Origin of the sequence: Corynebacterium sp. 045007 (assembly GCF_040743205.1) — a bacterium.
In the GTDB taxonomy this organism is placed as follows: Bacteria; Actinomycetota; Actinomycetes; order Mycobacteriales; family Mycobacteriaceae; genus Corynebacterium; species Corynebacterium jeikeium_D.
Window position 1 is genome coordinate 54,352 of record NZ_JBFLKW010000011.1, and the last position, 16,597, is coordinate 70,948.

General features: G+C 57.2%; 13 protein-coding genes and 1 pseudogene. 3 read left to right on the forward strand and 11 right to left on the reverse strand.

All coding sequences use genetic code 11. From position 1 onward, the window contains the following. Positions 1-108: 108 nt before the first annotated feature. The 4 genes and pseudogenes from ptsP to AB1Z34_RS07055 all read right to left on the reverse strand — a co-directional run bounded on the left by ptsP (position 109) and on the right by AB1Z34_RS07055 (position 5,334). A complete protein-coding gene (gene ptsP / locus AB1Z34_RS07040) occupies positions 109-1,800 on the reverse strand; it encodes a phosphoenolpyruvate--protein phosphotransferase (protein WP_016423057.1) in 1,692 nt (563 codons plus the stop codon). Between the two features lie 88 nt (positions 1,801-1,888). Continuing rightward, positions 1,889-2,155 carry an HPr family phosphocarrier protein gene (locus AB1Z34_RS07045; RefSeq protein WP_231367226.1) on the reverse strand — a complete coding sequence of 89 codons (267 nt, stop codon included), beginning with the start codon at positions 2,153-2,155 and terminating at the stop codon, positions 1,889-1,891. A gap of 177 nt (positions 2,156-2,332) precedes the next feature. Then, positions 2,333-3,172: pseudogene (locus AB1Z34_RS07050) on the reverse strand (PRD domain-containing protein); the annotation flags it as partial. Positions 3,173-3,213: 41 nt separating this feature from the next. Then, positions 3,214-5,334: a glucose PTS transporter subunit IIA gene (locus AB1Z34_RS07055; RefSeq protein ID WP_016423055.1), complete on the reverse strand. Its 2,121-nt coding sequence runs from the start codon at positions 5,332-5,334 to the stop codon at positions 3,214-3,216. Between the two features lie 261 nt (positions 5,335-5,595). Here AB1Z34_RS07055 and AB1Z34_RS07060 point away from each other — a divergent pair, with 261 nt between their 5' ends. Next, positions 5,596-6,513, forward strand: a complete 918-nt coding sequence (locus tag AB1Z34_RS07060; protein WP_367158122.1) for a 2-dehydropantoate 2-reductase — start codon at positions 5,596-5,598, stop codon at positions 6,511-6,513. A 52-nt stretch (positions 6,514-6,565) separates the two neighbouring features. Then, on the forward strand, positions 6,566-7,183 hold the full coding sequence (locus AB1Z34_RS07065) for a DNA-3-methyladenine glycosylase I (protein ID WP_016423053.1): 618 nt from the start codon (positions 6,566-6,568) through the stop codon (positions 7,181-7,183). A 56-nt stretch (positions 7,184-7,239) separates the two neighbouring features. Here the strand turns inward: AB1Z34_RS07065 and AB1Z34_RS07070 are convergent, their stop codons facing one another. From AB1Z34_RS07070 to glnA (AB1Z34_RS07095), 6 genes are all read right to left on the reverse strand, one after another. Further along, positions 7,240-7,899, reverse strand: coding sequence for a hypothetical protein (locus AB1Z34_RS07070; RefSeq protein ID WP_069359206.1), 660 nt, complete (start codon positions 7,897-7,899; stop codon positions 7,240-7,242). 309 nt (positions 7,900-8,208) lie between these two features. Further along, complete coding sequence (locus AB1Z34_RS07075) at positions 8,209-8,499, reverse strand: PspC domain-containing protein (RefSeq protein WP_070438601.1); 291 nt, start codon at positions 8,497-8,499, stop codon at positions 8,209-8,211. A 52-nt stretch (positions 8,500-8,551) separates the two neighbouring features. Then, positions 8,552-8,746, reverse strand: coding sequence for a PspC domain-containing protein (locus AB1Z34_RS07080; protein ID WP_048732581.1), 195 nt, complete (start codon positions 8,744-8,746; stop codon positions 8,552-8,554). Positions 8,747-8,908: 162 nt separating this feature from the next. After that, on the reverse strand, positions 8,909-10,366 hold the full coding sequence (gene glnA / locus AB1Z34_RS07085) for a type I glutamate--ammonia ligase (RefSeq protein WP_048732579.1): 1,458 nt from the start codon (positions 10,364-10,366) through the stop codon (positions 8,909-8,911). Positions 10,367-10,438: 72 nt separating this feature from the next. Next, positions 10,439-11,611 (reverse strand): tyramine oxidase subunit B, encoded by a 1,173-nt coding sequence (locus tag AB1Z34_RS07090; RefSeq protein ID WP_367158123.1) that lies wholly within the window; start codon positions 11,609-11,611, stop codon positions 10,439-10,441. A 937-nt stretch (positions 11,612-12,548) separates the two neighbouring features. Next, the gene (gene glnA / locus AB1Z34_RS07095; protein WP_048732575.1) at positions 12,549-13,985 is read right to left on the reverse strand and encodes a type I glutamate--ammonia ligase; all 1,437 of its coding nucleotides are present in this window, start codon (positions 13,983-13,985) and stop codon (positions 12,549-12,551) included. A 404-nt stretch (positions 13,986-14,389) separates the two neighbouring features. Here glnA (AB1Z34_RS07095) and AB1Z34_RS07100 point away from each other — a divergent pair, with 404 nt between their 5' ends. Beyond that, the gene (locus AB1Z34_RS07100; protein WP_049192901.1) at positions 14,390-14,908 is read left to right on the forward strand and encodes an RDD family protein; all 519 of its coding nucleotides are present in this window, start codon (positions 14,390-14,392) and stop codon (positions 14,906-14,908) included. Between the two features lie 2 nt (positions 14,909-14,910). Here the strand turns inward: AB1Z34_RS07100 and AB1Z34_RS07105 are convergent, their stop codons facing one another. Continuing rightward, positions 14,911-16,530 carry an aspartate:alanine exchanger family transporter gene (locus tag AB1Z34_RS07105; protein ID WP_180802898.1) on the reverse strand — a complete coding sequence of 540 codons (1,620 nt, stop codon included), beginning with the start codon at positions 16,528-16,530 and terminating at the stop codon, positions 14,911-14,913. Positions 16,531-16,597: the final 67 nt, after the last annotated feature.

Here is a 16,597-nt window from a genome sequence, read left to right on the forward strand (position 1 = left end):
AGAAAATTTGCTGCCTGTGATGGAGCAGCGAACATAAGAGAAAGAGCCTGGCGCACACGTTTACGCTGACAGCGTGTGTACGCCAGGCTTAGTGCTAATTCCGTCGCTCTACAGCAGATCCTTCACCTTCGGATCCACCAGCGCGGTCACTGCGGCCTTCGCATCGGCCGCAGTTTCGGCATCGACAGCGTATGCTGCCATCTGCTGGCAGGTAGCGCGGTCGTGGAGGCGGAGAGCGGCGCGGACGGCCGGCACCTTCTTGGAAGCCATGGACAGCGAGCTCACGCCGAGGCCCACCAGGACCAGTGCCAGCAGCGGGTCACCGCCGGCTTCACCGCAGACACTAATGGGCTTGCCGGTAGCATTGCCGCCCTTGCATGCGGACTTAATCATTTGCAGCACAGCCGGCTGCCATGGAGATAGGAGATCCGCCAGAGCCCCCTGCATACGGTCGGCCGCCATAGTGTACTGCGACAAGTCGTTAGTACCAATGGAGGCAAAGTCCACAATGGACAGCAGCTGCTTCGCACGAATCGCTGCTGCGGGGACCTCAATCATGATGCCGACCTTCGGCAGGCCACGCTCACGCGCTTTGTCCGCAAACCACTTTGTTTCTTCGACCGTTGCGATCATCGGAGCCATAACCCGTAGGTCAGCCTTGCGCCCGGTGGCGTCAAACGCAGCGGCGAGTGCATCCAGCTGCGTATCCAGCAAATCTTCCCGAGCCTGCGACAGGCGCAGTCCGCGGCGACCCAGCGCCGGGTTTTCTTCCTCGCCTAGGTCGGCAAAGCTCAGCGGCTTATCCGCACCCGCATCCAGCGTGCGCACAACCACGCGTCGCTCACCGAATGCCTTCAGCACACGAGTGTAGGTTTCCGTTTGTTCTTCCAAACTCGGAGCCTTGTCGCGGTCGAGGAAAAGGAACTCAGTACGGAACAGGCCGGTGCCCTCATTATCCTGCGCTGCCGCAGACTCACCATCTTCCGCGGTACCAATGTTGGCCAGCAGATTCACCGGGTAACCATCAGCGGTCTTGCCTGCGCCCACAGACTGCGCTAGGGCTGCTTCCCGGCGTCGAGCGCGCTCTTCCAACGCGGCGACCTCATCGGCGGTCGGATTCGCAATCACCTCACCGGCGCCGCCGTCAATGGCGACGAAGGTTCCGGCCTCGAGTTCCATGACGCCCTTCGCCTTAACGACGGCTGGAATGCCCAGCTGTGCTGCGAGGATAGCCGTGTGACTGGTCGGCCCGCCACCAGCGGTGGCAATGCCTACGACCAACTCGGGGTCAAGACCCACGGTTTCGGCGGGCGCGAGATCGTCGGCAAGCAGAATAGTTGGGGTGGAGACATCCGGGACGCCCGGTTTTGGCAGGCCACGCAGCTCGCAAATTGTGCGGTCGCGAACATCGTAGAGGTCGGTGACACGTTCAGCCATGTAGCCACCGAGACTGGTTAGGAGCTGCGCGTAGTCCTCAACGGCATCGTGAACGGCCTGGGTGACGCCGGAGCCTGCCTTGAGTTTCTTCACCACGGCCTTGGCGAGCGCCCTATCGGAAGCCAGTTGCGCAGTGGCCTCCAGAATCGGACGTGCCTGCGGGCTGGAGTGCTCAGCCTGCTTCTTCAGCGACTCTGCGACGTTGGCCATCGCTTCGCGGACGCGCTCACCATCGGCGACGGGATCGGTCGACGACGGTTCTTGAGTATCAACTCCCGGGGCGGGGAGTACCTTTACTACTTCAGCGCTGGCCGTACCGGTCGAGACACCGATGCCATAGATGACAGTGTGCTGCTCGTTCATTGCTTCCGATCTCCTTTTCGGGACCTCTGCGGGGATACTCGTCGGTCGTGGTGTGCCGTGGTGTTATCCAGGAGCGTTCTAGCTGGGCTTACTCGGCATCAATGTCGCGCTCGAGCATGGCTGCAAGCTCGTCCAGAGCTGCAGCTGCGGAGTCGTCCTCGCAGCTCAGCGTGACTTCGTCGCCGTGCTTAGCGCCGAGGGTCATGACCTCCAGGATCGAGGCGGCATCGGCCTCTTCGTCGTCAAGGGAAATGACAATGTCGTAGTCGTACTCAGCAGCAGCCTGAGTGAACAGGGAAGCCGGGCGAGCGTGCAGGCCTACGGAGGAACCGATGGTAGCGGTACGAGTAATCATGGTTGAATCCTTTCGGGTCGAATATGTGAAATTTTCTGACTCAGGCACAGTGCCTGTACACCCCACCGCGGGTGCGCCGCCCGCTGGTGCTTGCTTAGCATCAACGTCGCGCACGCTCCGGGAAGCCCTGGAGGCGGTGGGAGATACAGCCGCTGCCTGCACAATGCGTGCAATGTGCAGGGTGAGGTAGGAAACTTCGTCTTCCGTCAACCCCGTCCCCAGACGCAGTTCAATGACTGCGGAGATACGCTGTGCGCAGCGAAACGCCTCTGGGGCGGAGTCACGGATGGCCTGGCCAATAGCGGAGGAGTGATCTTTCAACTGCTCATGCTTGGCAATCCGGACGAACAAGTAGCGCAGGTGCGTGATGAAGCGCCCTACATTGACAGTCTCTGGCTCCAGCGTGATGCCAAAATCACTTTCAATGATTGTGAGCAGCTGCTGCAGGACGCCCGTCATGGTGTAGGTGAAGCTCAAATCACCCGTGGCAAACCCGGCGTTGACCAGGTGCAACGTAATAGCCACTGCTTCGGAACGGGGCAATGGCGCTATACGACGGTCATTGAGGGCGCGATTGATATGCGACAAAATCGCCTGCGCCTGCGCGTATTCTTCACTATAAAGTTGGCTGACCTCCGCGAGCAGCGGGTAATCGGCTCGCTGCCCGTTAGCTGCCCTCATGATGGCGAAACCAATGTGATCGGCCAACGCCACAAGGAGGGAAGCGTTCTTCGTCATTGATTCCGGCAGGCCGGCTGCGGTTACCGCATCGGTCACAAGAGTCATGTGAGCCAGCGGAATTTCTGTGAGCATCGTGGCAATATGGTCCGGATCGCGGCCTTCTGCCGGGACGAAGATTCGGACTACTTTGCTCGAATCAACCGGCTGTCCCGGGCGAGCCTTGAACCCAATGCCGCGGCCGGTGATGATTTTTTCACCGGTCGCGTCCTTGGCCAGGACCACGTTGTTATTGAATACTCTCAGGATTTCCATGTCGGTAACCGTGAACTCCTCCATAAGTTGAGGGATTTCAGGCCGGTATGCCTTCTAGAAATCAATTATGGCTGAACTTCGATGACCATGTCGCCGGCTTGGACAGAGATGCCGGTGACCGGGGAAACCTTGGTTAGCTTCTTGGTATTGGTGATGGTCATCAGTGTCGTGGTTGGGTAACCAGCTTCCTTGACCTTGTCGAAATCGACCTCGGCAAGTACATCGCCGGCCTCGACGTGCTGCTTCTTGGAAACCTGGACATCGAAGCCTTCACCGGCCATCTTGACTGTGTCGATACCGACGTGGACGAGTACCTCTACACCGTCATCGGTCTTAATACCGAAGGCGTGACCGGTCTTTGCCACAGTCATCAACGTGCCCGATACGGGTGCGACCACGGTAGAACTGGTTGGCTTGATACCGACACCGTCACCGAGAGCACCGGAGGCAAAGACCGCGTCGCCGGCCTCAGCAAGGCTGACAACCTCACCGGCAACCGGGGCCTGCACCTGTACAGGCTTGGTATCAACGGCAGTTGCGACACCACCGGCGCCAGCTGCCGCAGCAGCCGGTGCGGCAGCCTCGGCGTTGGTACCAGCGTCACCGGAAGCCTCAGCTGGAGCCGAATCGGAGCCACTGGTGGCAGCGTGTGGGGTGGCGTCGCTGGGTTCGTCGTCAAGCTCTGCGGCGCGTGCGGCCTCGGCCTCAGCCTTCTCTTCCGGCGTGCGGTAGTCGGTGAGAATGATGGCGAACATGGCGACGAAGAATGCCACGGCGACGGAAATCAGGTAGACCCACATCGGTTTGAACACGACAGTGGTGATGAGGGAGGTGAAGACGAAGGCGTTGGTTGTCACACCACCGAACGGAGCCGACAGGATGGCGATAGTCAGACCGCCGGCGAAACAGCCGAGCAGCATGCGCGGGTAAATCCGCTTGAAGCGCAGGTGAATACCGTAGAGGGACGGCTCGGAGATACCACCGAAGAGACCGGCAGCGAGTGCACCCGTTGCAGTTTGGCGCATCTGAGTGTCGTGGTCGCGCATGGAAAGAACCAGCACACCGGCAGTTGCTCCGAAGCAGGCGAAGTTCCAGGCACCCATCGGGCCTTGGATGAAGTCGTAGCCGAGAGTCTGGATATTGACCAGCATCAAGGCATTCAGCGGCCAGTGCAGACCCAGCGGTACCAGGAACGGGTAGAGCATCGGGATGAGAATTGCGAACACAAACGGTGCGTTCGAGTTCATCCATGCCAGGCCGGAGCCAATTCCGTTACCCAGCCAGATACCCAGCGGGCCAATGAGGAAAGCCGTCAGCGGAATCATGATCAACATGGAGATAAACGGAACGAAGACCATCTGCACATTCTCCGGGAAGATCTTCTTCAAACCGTGGTAGACCACTGCCAGGATGGCGACCATGATCAGCGGTACAAAGACCTGTCCGCCGTAGTCATTGAGCTGCATTGGCAGGCCGAAGATGTTGGCGGTGAAAGTTTCGGTACCGAGTTCCTCGTTGACTGTCTTGATGGTGTCCGAGAAGCGATCGGTATCCTGCAGACTCATAAACTCCGGCGTCATTAGGGCAGCCATGATGGCTGCGCCCAGCCATGGATCTACCCGCAGCTTCTTCGCTGCGTTGTAGGCGACCATGATTGGCAGGAAGTAGAAGACGCTGCGCCACATGGCATCGACGAAAATCCAGGTGGCGGACTTATCCTCAGCGCGGAAGTCGACGATGTTCAGGCCGTCGAGTACAGCCGCAATCGCGATAATCAGCGATGCACCCAACAGCACGCCCAGGATTGGGCGGAAGGAATCCGAGAGGTACTCGAAGAAATTGTCCAGCCAGGAGTACTTGCCGCGTGCCTTCGAGCGAGCTTCTGCCTTAACGTCTGCGTCGGACTTAGTGGCGACTGCGCCGGCACCCTTCATTTCCGGTAGATGCTTAATTGCCGTGTACATCGATTCGACGCCACCGCCACAGATGACCTGGTAGCGGTTATCGCCCTGGTGAACGACACCGAGTACGCCCGGCACCTTGTCAATCTTGTCCTCGTTGATCTTGGAGACATCACCGAGTTCAAAACGCAGACGCGTCGCACAGTGCGTCATGCTTGTGATGTTTCCGGGTCCACCGAGGTTTTCAACTATTGCCCTCGCGCTGGAATCTTTTGACGACCCCATCGTGACCTTCCTTCACAGTAAGCAGGGCCGTTAAACGCAAAAAGACCCGAGGCGCCACAAACTGTGAGCCTCAGGTCTTGCCTCAAAAGAGTAACAACCCTGGGTTGATATCTATTAACTTCGACCCTACTCCGCTTTACATAGTTTTGACAAGGTAGTAATTCAAGCTCAAATTTCACATTTGGGGATAGCCTGGATTGCCTGTGGACAACCGCATGCAACCTATTTCGCGCTCAGTGCGGAAGTCGTAAGGTGGCAGCTATGAGGATTGGAGTTTTAGGTGTAGGAGCTGTCGGCGGCTGGTTTGGCGGTCGCCTCGTGCAAGCGGGTTATGATGTCGTCTTTCTCGCCCGCGGCGAGACCCTGACACGTCTTCGTGAGGTGGGGCTCACGCTTATCGACGAGCACGGGGAACGCAGCATTATCCCCGTCAAAGCAGCCGACAATTGGGGTGAACTCACTGCCGATGGAGTCGATGTCGATGTTGTGATCGCGGCAACCAAGGCGCTGCGGGGCAACGATCCTTTCCCACAAGTTCCGGCTGGTGCAGCAGTGGTGACCACCCATAACTCGGTGGAAATCCCTTATTTGGCAGCGGGGCGGTTCGGTGAGGACAAGGTGTTCCCGGGTGTGATCCGCGGTTTCTTTATCCACACTGGCCCGGCAGAAGTCACCTTCCGACCAGGACCGATGAGCCTGAACATCGGCACATTCGATGGCTCTACTAATGACCTGGTCGGGGAAGTTATCGAGGCATTGCACACGGCTGGGCTCGGTGGCGAACAGCTCCCGGATATCTGGGGCGATATCTGGGCAAAAGCGATGTTCGTGGCTAACCTCGGTGCCCTAGGTGCCCTGGCTGATAGTCCGATTGGTTACTTGCGTTCGGAAATGCGCGACAGCTTGACGCGGATGTTTGAAGAAACCGAGGCAGTCGGTCGAGCCTGCGGCGTTGCGCTGCCAGAGGACATCGTGTCGCGGACCTTGGCCTTTACTGATGATCAAGGGTACGACAACACCTCGTCGATGCAGCGCGACTACACCGCGGGACTTACCAATGAGCTCGATGCCCAGATTGGCGCAATCCGCCGGATGGGGCAGAAGGCGAAAGTGGAAACGCCGACGCTGGATCTGGTGTATGGCGCTCTGGTTGGGCGTCAACACAAGCATAAGAATTAAGAGCTGTGGTGCTCAGCTAAGTCAAACCGGAATTGGGGGATTGGAAAGACTGATGAAAATTGGATCGGACTACACGGAAAACAATGGGCTCATCATCGGTGAGGATGGGTTGGCTCGACCGGCATGGGCTGCTCACAGTGAGCTGCTGAGAGAGTACTACGACACCGAGTGGGGGATGCCGGTGCGCGATGAGCAAGGACTATTCGAACGGCTCAGCCTGGAGGTATTTCAGGCGGGGTTGTCGTGGGAGACAGTGCTGAAGAAGCGGCCCGCGTTTCAGGAAGCCTTCGCGAACTTCGACCCCGATGCGGTTGCTGATTTCGATGACGAAGATGTCGAAAGATTGATGAATGATGAACGAATCATTCGGAATCACAGGAAGATTACCGCGGTAATCAATAACGCCGCGGCGACGATTGCTCTGCGTGAAAACGGCGGCTTAGCCGAGTTGATGTGGTCGTTTAAACCGGAGAAGTCTCCCGAGCCACGTTCAATCGAAGAGGTGCCCAGCTACTCCGAGGAGTCCAAGGCGCTTGCCAAGGCATTGAAGAAAGCTGGTTTTAAGTTCGTAGGCCCCACCACGGTCTTTGCATCAATGGCTGCCGTGGGGATTGTCGATATCAACATTGTTGGCGCACATCGGCGCGGTGCCTCTGGCGTTTTTGACTAGTGGAAAGAAAAGAGCGTGCCACCCGGCACGCTCAAAATCTTTCGGTTCGTGTAGAACTACTTGTTCTCGTAGGAGTCGGAGTAGTTCTGGCCGTCCTCAGAGGTCCACTTCATGGTGTCCTTAGTGAACGGCTGCTCCCAGCCGTTTTCAATCTCCGACTCCGGTGCGGTCGGCAGACCAATCTCGTTTTCCAGTGCACCGTTGGCAACCCAGGTCTCGCGAATCTTACCGATCAGCGGCTGTGCACCATTAGTCTCTGGGGACTCAACGAAGGTGACGTTCTCGTATTCAGCGGCAACCGCGTCGCCGACCTTCTTAGCGGACTTGAACTCGCCAGCCTCAGAATCGTACGGGGAGGTGAAGGAAGAAGCTGCCTCGGTGATGGACTCAGGCAGGTCAGCCTCTGCCACATCCTCGCCAGCAGCGTCGCCCAGCCCCAGACCGTTCATAGCCTCGTTAGCCTTGTCCTTAGCGCCATCAGCAGCCTCGCCAGCCTTGTCCTTAGCGCCATCAGCAGCCTCGCCAGCCTTGTCCTTAGCTCCGTCCATAGCGTCGCCAGCCTTATCAGTGGCGTCGGTTGCTACCTGGCCCGCCTGATCCTTGGCGTTGTTAGCAGCATCCTGTGCGTCATCGGAAGAACATGCAGCCAGGCCGCCGAGAAGAGCGGCGGAGCCAACGATTGCGGTAGCGATACGGGTCATCTTCTTGTTCTGCATTTCAAAACCACTTTCTTGAGAGCTAACTAAGTTACCTATTCAATTATTGGCATCTTCCACTATTTGTCCGAATTAAATTCAAAGAGAAATTGACAATTCTTTTGAATATCGGACATTCGAAGATGGTGTGGCTTCAAAGCCGTACAGAAAGAACACTAGGTAATTCTGGGGCCTGTGCAAGTCAAATGGCGCGAATCTGTGCACTCTATGCTCTATTTGTTACCGAATTTGCGTGATTGCGAAATTGGAATAGTGCTGGTGAGGGCGTTGTGAGTAACGGAAAGGTATCAATCTTATTAAGCTTGACGTTTATTGCTTATTTTCTTTCTCTGCGTGGTTGGAGCCGCGGGCATCGTCGTCAAGCGTGTACTCGCCATCTGGCAGGACGAACCAGGCCAAGAGGTAAAGAGCTAGGAACCCAGCGCCAATCTTCCAGCCAAGCATCGATCCAACGCAGGGAAGGATGATGTAGACCATTCGTGTGAAAGTGATATCCCAGCCTTGGCTTTCCGCGATTCCTGCGAGGACGCCACCGAGGAGGCGGTCATTACGCGAGCGGTAAATCTTCTTGGTGGATTTTTCGGGAGCGGCGTCGCTCATTAGATAAATACTCCAAGGTATGGCTATTTAAGTATATTTCGGTAGATCGCGCTTATACGTAAGTTTCCTTCGGCATGATGATCCATGCTGCGAGATAGAGAAGAAACTGCGGACCAGGCATCAGGAAAGACGCGACAAATATAACGCGCAGCAAAGTCGCATCCCAGTTGAAATACTCAGCGAACCCACCGAGCACACCGGCAACCATTTTGTTATTGGTGGAACGGGTCAGTGACTTGTTGTTCATAACAATCAAGGGTAGCCCCAATCCGTTTAGTTCGCATTGGTGCTAGCTCTACTAAATGTGCCGACTAAAAACAGCGTGTCCCAGCTAAAAACACCGCTACCCCAAGACAGTTAGGTGGGGTAGCGGTGTGGGCGTCGTCAAGCGAGCTTTACGGGGCGAATGCTAGCAGTCGTAGTAGAGCTCGAACTCCTGCGTCGTCGGGCGCAGACGTGCCGGCATAATCTCCTGCTCGAACTTGTAGCGGATATGCGCGTCGATGAGATCCTGTGTGAAGACATCGCCGGCAAGCAGGAACTCGTGGTCCTCTTCCAGCGCCTTCAGCGCACCCTCCAGCGAATGCGGGACGGTGGGGACGTCTTTGAGTTCCTCTGGTGGCAGCTCGTAGAGATCCTTGTCAATCGGCTTGCCAGGCTCGATGCGGTTCTTGATGCCGTCGAGACCAGCCATCATTGCGGCGGTGAAAGCCAAGTACGGGTTGCCCGACGGGTCCGGAGCGCGGAACTCGATGCGCTTGGCCTTCGGGTTTGCGCCGGTAATCGGGATTCGGATGGCGGCCGAGCGGTTCTCCTGGCTGTAGACCAAGTTGACGGGAGCCTCGAATCCCGGAACCAGGCGGTGGTAGCTGTTCATCGTCGGGTTGGTGAAAGCCAGGACTGCACCGGCGTGCTTCAGGATGCCGCCAATGTAGTAGCGCGCCATGTCGGACAGGCCGCCGTAACCGTTTTCATCGTGGAATAGTGGCTTGCCATCCTTCCACAGTGACTGGTGGATGTGCATACCAGAGCCGCCATCGCCGGCCAACGGCTTCGGCATGAAGGTAGCGGACTTCTGGTTGAACTTGGCGGTGTTCTTCACCACGTACTTGAAAGTCTGCATGTCATCGGCGGCGTGCAGCAGGGTATTGAAACGATAGTTAATCTCCTGCTGACCGCCGGAGCCCATCTCGTGGTGGGAGCGCTCAACATGGAAGCCAACATCCTGCAGGTGCTCGCCGATTTCGTCACGAAGATCCTGCATGTGGTCATACGGAGCAGTAGGGAAGTAGCCGCCTTTGGTGCGCACCTTGTGGCCGAGGTTGCGCGATCCGTCCGGGTTTACCTTCACACCGGAGTTCCACCAGCCCTCAACCGAGTCCACCTCGTGGAATGACTTGTTTGAACTGGAGTCGTAGCGGACGGAGTCGAAGATGTAGAACTCTGCCTCAGCGCCAAAATTACAGGTATCGGCGAAGCCCAGTTCGTTCAGGTAGTTCTCGGCCTTACGGGCAATATTGCGCGGGTCGCGGCTAAATGGCTCGCGGGTGTGCGGGTCATGGACGAAGAACTTCATGTTCAGCGTCTTCGACTTACGGAACGGGTCGATGAAAGCCGTGTCCAGGTCGGGCAGCAGCATCATGTCGGAGTTATCCACCGAGGTGTAACCCGCAATGGACGATCCGTCGAAGGCGAGGCCCTCATAGGCTGAGTCCTCATCAAACTCGGATACCGGAACGGTTAGGTGCTGTTCGATGCCGGGAACGTCGGTGAACTGGACGTCTACCCAGCGAATGTCATTGTCCCGGATGTATCGTTGGATTCCTTCCGGAGTTGTCTGGTCACTGCTGGGTTTGAACTTACCCATTGGTAAAACTCGCCTACTTCGCGTCTAGCTTGTTGAGCTTACTAATCGTGTTATCGAACTTGCTGGTCACTACTACTTCAGCAGCGGAACATGCCACAGGTTCAGCTTGGTGCCGATGCCCTTTGCCAGGGCGTTGTCGTAGACATCGGTGGCCCAGGCGACGTCCTCGACTGGCATGCCTCCGATGGAGTAGCAGAAGATTTCCTCGTCGTTCTGGCGACCCGGGGCCTTACCGGAAGCGATATCACCAATGTTGACAAGCTTCTCGGCGGGAAGAGTGCCCTTTTCCTTCATATCCCACCAGCGGTTACCCGGAATACCGAGCAAGCGCTCATAGGTCACGTCTGGGCCGTTCTCGTTGAACCACTCTTCGTACAGGCCGGTGTAGTCAACGACGAGGTTGCAGTCGTCGGAACGCACGAAGTCGTCGTCGAGGCGTGCAGCGGCCGGCATGAGCAGTAGCGCGCCGGGCTTCAGATACTCCTTCTTGAAGTACGGGAAACCGGACGGGCCATCGGAGGAAGTCGAGGTGCCGGCGATGAGGATGTCGGAGTCGCGGATGGCCTCTTCTTCGGTCTCGACGATACGGACCTCTTCAAGCTGTGGGAACTCGTCCTTAATCCAATCGACAGCCTTCTGGGTCGAAGCCTGGGAGCGGCCCTTGACCTTGACCTTCTTGATGCCCGGACGCTGCGACATGGCAGAGCCGAGAATGGTGCGGCTCATAACACCCGGGCCAATGATGCCAACGACCTCGGCGTCTTCGACGGCAAGGTGCTTGACGCCGACACCCGGAACAGCGCCAGTGCGGTATGCCGACAGGAGGTTTGCCGACATGACAGCCTTCGGGGCACCCGTAATTGCATCGTTGAGAATGAACAGGTGGATCGAACGTGGCAGGTCGTTCTGGCGGTTATCGGCATTGGAGCCGTACCACTTCACACCTGCGCCGTTGAAGCGACCACCGAGGTAAGCGGGCATTGCCATGAAACGACGGTCAGGGCCATTTGCCGGCATACCCTCATGGATTGGGTTATCCGGGAAGTTGATCTGGGCACCGTGGGAGTTAGCGGAAGCGCCGGCCATCCGGTAGTCGCCGTCGGCCAGCAGAATCAGGGTTTCTTCCATGGTCTCAACACACTTGGCGAAATCCGTGACACCAGCTTCAACCATGTCAGGTTCGCTGAGGTAGAGAAAATCAATGCGAGTTGAGTTTTCTGGGTTGGCAGCGTTTTCGTTAGTCAAGAATGCTCAAATCCTTCTTAATGTTCATCGGCCACCCTATGCGGCGGCTGGGCTTAAGTTATTCCAGATGCATGCTCTCCAGAATCAATCAAAACGCTTCGGCGCGGGCTCTCGAGGCGCCATTTCCGAGGGGTATGTCGTACCACCATACGGAAAAACCACAGCGTAGGGAGCGTTTACGCAGTTTTCAGCACGACATTCCCGCTTTACGACGGTCACAGCGACAGAGCCCAATTTCCGTCAATAAGTTGCCCGTAATAACTACTTCGACATGCACAATTGATACTTTTTGAGAACGATTACAGATGAGTGAATTATCCTCCCACGCATCAATGTTTATGAACTTTGTCACATGTCATTAATCTGCGACACATTTCTGGTTCAACGGGCGTGATTGCCTGGCATCCTACCTTCGCAGTGTGTCCCATCCACCCTTGGTGGCCGACCCTTGCGGTGTCCCTCGCATCCGCCCCTTGCGTTGTCCCTAGCGCCACCCTCGCACGTATGGCCAATTTTCTGGCACCTATCGATGATTTTCCTTCACTTGTCGACGGCTGTCCGGCACTTATGCGCACGGTATCCTCCCCACCCTGTCACTTGTCGATGCGCTGTTCACTTATGGCCACGCTATAGCGCATCGACAAGTGAATATTGCATCGATAAGACTGGGGCGGAGAGCGTGCAACTCTACTCGTGCAGGAGTCGCGGCCCTTTTGTGGTGGTGTATGGCCCTGTTCAGGGGAGTGGCCCGGAACCGCGCACAAATTCGTGCTCACATACGCGCGCGTATGCGGGCCCAGGCACCCGCAGTCAGCATGGCCGCAACGAAAAACCGCCTGGCCACATTTACTGTGGTCAGGCGGTATCTACCAAGCTTGTTGGGCGGCCACTAGGAGCAATGGGGGCTGCTTGCTGTGGCCGTCGTGAAGCGAAAACTTTAGCAGTCGTAGTACATTTCGTATTCCTGCGGAGTGGGGCGCAGGCGAACCGGCTCGATCTCGTTTTCGTACTTGTAGTCGATGTAGGTCTGGATGAGGTCCTCGGTGAAGACATCGCCCTCGAGCAGGAACTCGTGGTCGTTGCGCAGGGCCTCGAGTGCGGCCTCGAGAGAGGTCGGAGCCTGCGGGATGTCGGCGGCTTCCTCCGGCGGGAGCTCGTAGAGATCCTTGTCGACCGGAGCGTGCGGCTCGATGCGGTTCTTCACGCCGTCCAGTCCGGCCATCATCATGGCAGCGAAGCCAAGGTACGGGTTGCCCGACGGGTCCGGGGCGCGGAACTCGATGCGCTTTGCCTTCGGGTTGGAGCCGGTGATCGGAATGCGAACAGCGGCAGAGCGATTGCGCTGCGAGTAGACCAGGTTAATCGGAGCCTCGAAGCCCTTGACCAGGCGGTGGTAGGAGTTCAGGGTCGGGTTGGTGAAGGCCAGTACCGCACCTGCGTGGTGCAGGATGCCGCCGATGTACCAGCGAGCGATGTCCGACAGGCCTGCGTAGCCGGCCTCATCGTGGAACAGCGGCTTGCCGTCCTTCCACAGCGACTGGTGAGCGTGCATGCCCGAGCCGTTGTCGCCAGCCAGCGGCTTCGGCATAAAGGTGACGGACTTGCCCTCTTCCCAGGCGGTGTTCTTGATGATGTACTTGAAGGTCTGCAGGTCGTCTGCAGCGTGCAACATCGTGTTGAACTTGTAGTTGATCTCCTGCTGGCCACCAGTGCCGACCTCGTGGTGGGCGCGCTCCAGGTCGAAGCCGGCGTCAGCGAGCTTCAGGCACATCTTGTCGCGCAGGTCCTGGTAGTGGTCGTACGGAGCGGTAGGGAAGTAGCCGCCCTTCAGACGGGTCTTGTAACCCAGGTTTGCAGAGCCGTCCGGGTTCTGGTCCTTGCCGCGGTTCCACCAGCCTTCGATGGAATCAACTTCGTAGAAGCCGCGGTTGGTGTCGGTCTCGAACTTGACGTTGTCGAAGATGTAAAACTCCGCCTCAGCGCCGAAGAAGCAGGTGTCGGCGATGCCGGTAGAGATGAGGTATTCCTCCGCCTTCTTCGCGACGTTACGCGGGTCGCGGGAGAACGGCTCGAGGGTAAACGGATCGTGGACGAAGAACTTGACGTTCAGAGTCTTTGCCTTGCGGAACGGGTCAATGCGCGCGGTGCTCAGGTCGGGCAGCAGTGCCATGTCGGACTCGTCGATGGAAGTGAAACCACGAATCGAGGAACCGTCGAATGCCAGGCCTTCGGCCATCGCGTCCTCGTCAAATGCGGATGCCGGGATGGTGAAGTGCTGCTCGATGCCGGGAACATCCGTGAAGCGGACGTCTACGAACTCGACGCCCTCTTCCTTGATATACGCGACTACTTCCTCGGGAGTTTTGAAGGACATGTGCGGTCTCCTTAGTTGGCCTTGTTTAGTACGCAGCAGGGAATTCTTGCACGCTGTTTCGTGCACCTGCCGCGCTGTCAAGGACTGGCCGGTTGACGCCTTCAAGCTTAACGAACCACGCATTCATTCTGGAATTAGAACCACGAATTTCTGGCATGGCGCGTGAGGAATTCGCCAATACGGAATGGGTTACGCAAATAGGGAGTAAGTTATCTGTTTGTGGAAACACGGCAATATCCTGCGCATTCGCGTCACACACGCTTTACGACGCGCCTTTAGCTCCCATGCTGATAAGAAAATGGAAAAGGCGACGCAACATCGCCCCCGGATTACCCCCGCACGCGCTGAATGGCTGTCCCAGCCCGTGATTTGATAGCCGGATTGCTGCATTAGACTATGAACCCATGGAAGAAAAGCACAGTTGGCTAGATGGCCCTCAGATTCCGGGAGAGTTCGATAATCCGGACAAGCTCTCGGACTATCCCGGCCAGGCATTGGGTCTTGCCCCCGATGGCCCAGGATCGCAAGCGACGTTGATGCGTCGCGTCGGCGGCATTCTCATTGACTGGATTATTTCCTTGATGATTGCCGGCGCTTTTTCGATGTTCTTCGGCCCGAGCGAGGCGCAGATTGACCAGTTCGGGGATTCGTTTATCGCCTGGCAGTCATTCCTTGCGACCTATTCGCCAGTTGTCTTCCTCATTATTGGCACGGTGTCGGTTTGGCTGTTCGCCCGCACTCCGGGCCAGTGGATGATGAAGATGGGTGTCGCTCGCGTGGACAAGCCCAGCGAGCGAGTTGGCTTTGTTCGTGCCTTCTTCCGCAGCTTGCTTACTCTTTTCTTGCTGCCGCCAGCAATCACCGACTCGGATATGCGCGGCATGCACGACCGTGCCACTGGCACGGCCGTCATTTTGGGTTAGCGCTATAGCACCAACACGACCAGGACCTGGGCGAGAATAATCTTCATGATCATGGCCATTGGATACACCGTTGTGTATCCCATTGCCGGCAACTCGTTCTTGGCCTGGTCGTTGACGTATGAGAGCACTGCCGGGTGAGTCTGCAAGCCCGAGAGGATACCCGCAGTTTGGCCGAATGGAATCTTCAGCACACGGTGACCGACAATGAGGGTCAACAGTGCGGAGCTAAACGCGATGATGGCGGCAAGCCCCAGAACTGTCAGTGATGCCGGGTCAGACAACGCAGCCTGGAATCCCTTACCGGCAGTGGTGCCGATACCAGCCAGGAACAGTGCTAGACCCATGGTGCGGAACGCCAGGTTGGCCGAGTAGGGGATAGGCCAAACCAACGGGCCAGTGCGACCGACAGCACCCAGAATCAGCGCCACAACCAGTGGACCACCAGCGGACCCCAGGGCGAGCGAGCTGCCGCCCGGAAGCGGAATCTTGATGAGACCCACCAAGACACCCAGCGTAAGCCCAAGGGTGAGGGGCAAGAGGTTGACGTCGGAAAGCTTCTTGTAAGAGTCGCCGAAGAACTTTGTTGCGTCCTTGATTTTCTCTGGCGGTGCAACTACGCGGACGCGATCACCAAGCTCTAGGCGCATGTTTGGCTCTGCGACGATGTCGTGGTCGCCGCGGCGAATACGCGTAATGATCATGCCGTCCATGCGAGTCTGAAGTTCCGCAATGGGGACACCGACCACGTCAGATGCAGAGACGAAGATGCGACGGAAGTCCAGGCGACCGTCGTGTGTCGGATCGCCTGGCATAAGCTCGCCAAGGTACTCGGCGGCACGAGCAATTTCTTCCTCTGTACCGACGACGGAAATAATATCGCCGACGGAGACAGTGTCACCCGGTGATGGAATGTAGAGGTGGCCCTTGTACTCAATGCGTGAAACCGTAATGTCCAAACCGAACTTCGACGGAAGGTCAGTGATGGAAGGCAGGTCGTCCTTGAGAATCTTGATGTCCCGAGTATGCAGCGGAAGCGCGGCAACACCTGCGTCAATAGCTTCCTGGTCGTGATCGACGCGGAAGACCTTCGACATAATACCGATAGAAGCAATCACTGCCAGCACGCCGATTGGGTAGGCCAGGGAGTAACCAATCACCGGCATATCGTGCGCAGCGGCCAGCTCGCCCTTATCCGAAATGAGGCTAGGAAGAGCATCGACGATTGCTGCCATAGCCGGGGTGTTGGTCAGGGCGCCTGTGAAGGCGCCTGCGCCTTCCACCGGATCGATAGGCAAAAACTTGATCAGCAGGAAAGACTCGATGGTGACAACTGCGAGCACACCAATGCCGAACAGGTTGTGCTTGATGCCGCGCGAGCGTAACGAGCTGAAGAACTCGGGGCCCGCCTCCAGCCCGATGGTGTAGACGAATAATGCCAGGCCCACGATGTAAATCAACGGGGAGATTTGAATTTCCGGCTCAATAGTCGCGAGGATAAGGCCGACGAAAAGGACGGCAGCCACGCCAAGCTTGAAGCCGAAGATCTTGATCTGGCCAATTGCCAGGCCAAGAAACAAAATCACTAGAAGCGCTAAGAGTTCATTTTCAGCCAAGAGTTGCACATATCCCATGGTGGCACAACTAGCAGTAATCTTCATTAAGCATTGTTTCCAGCAAGGATACGACCTT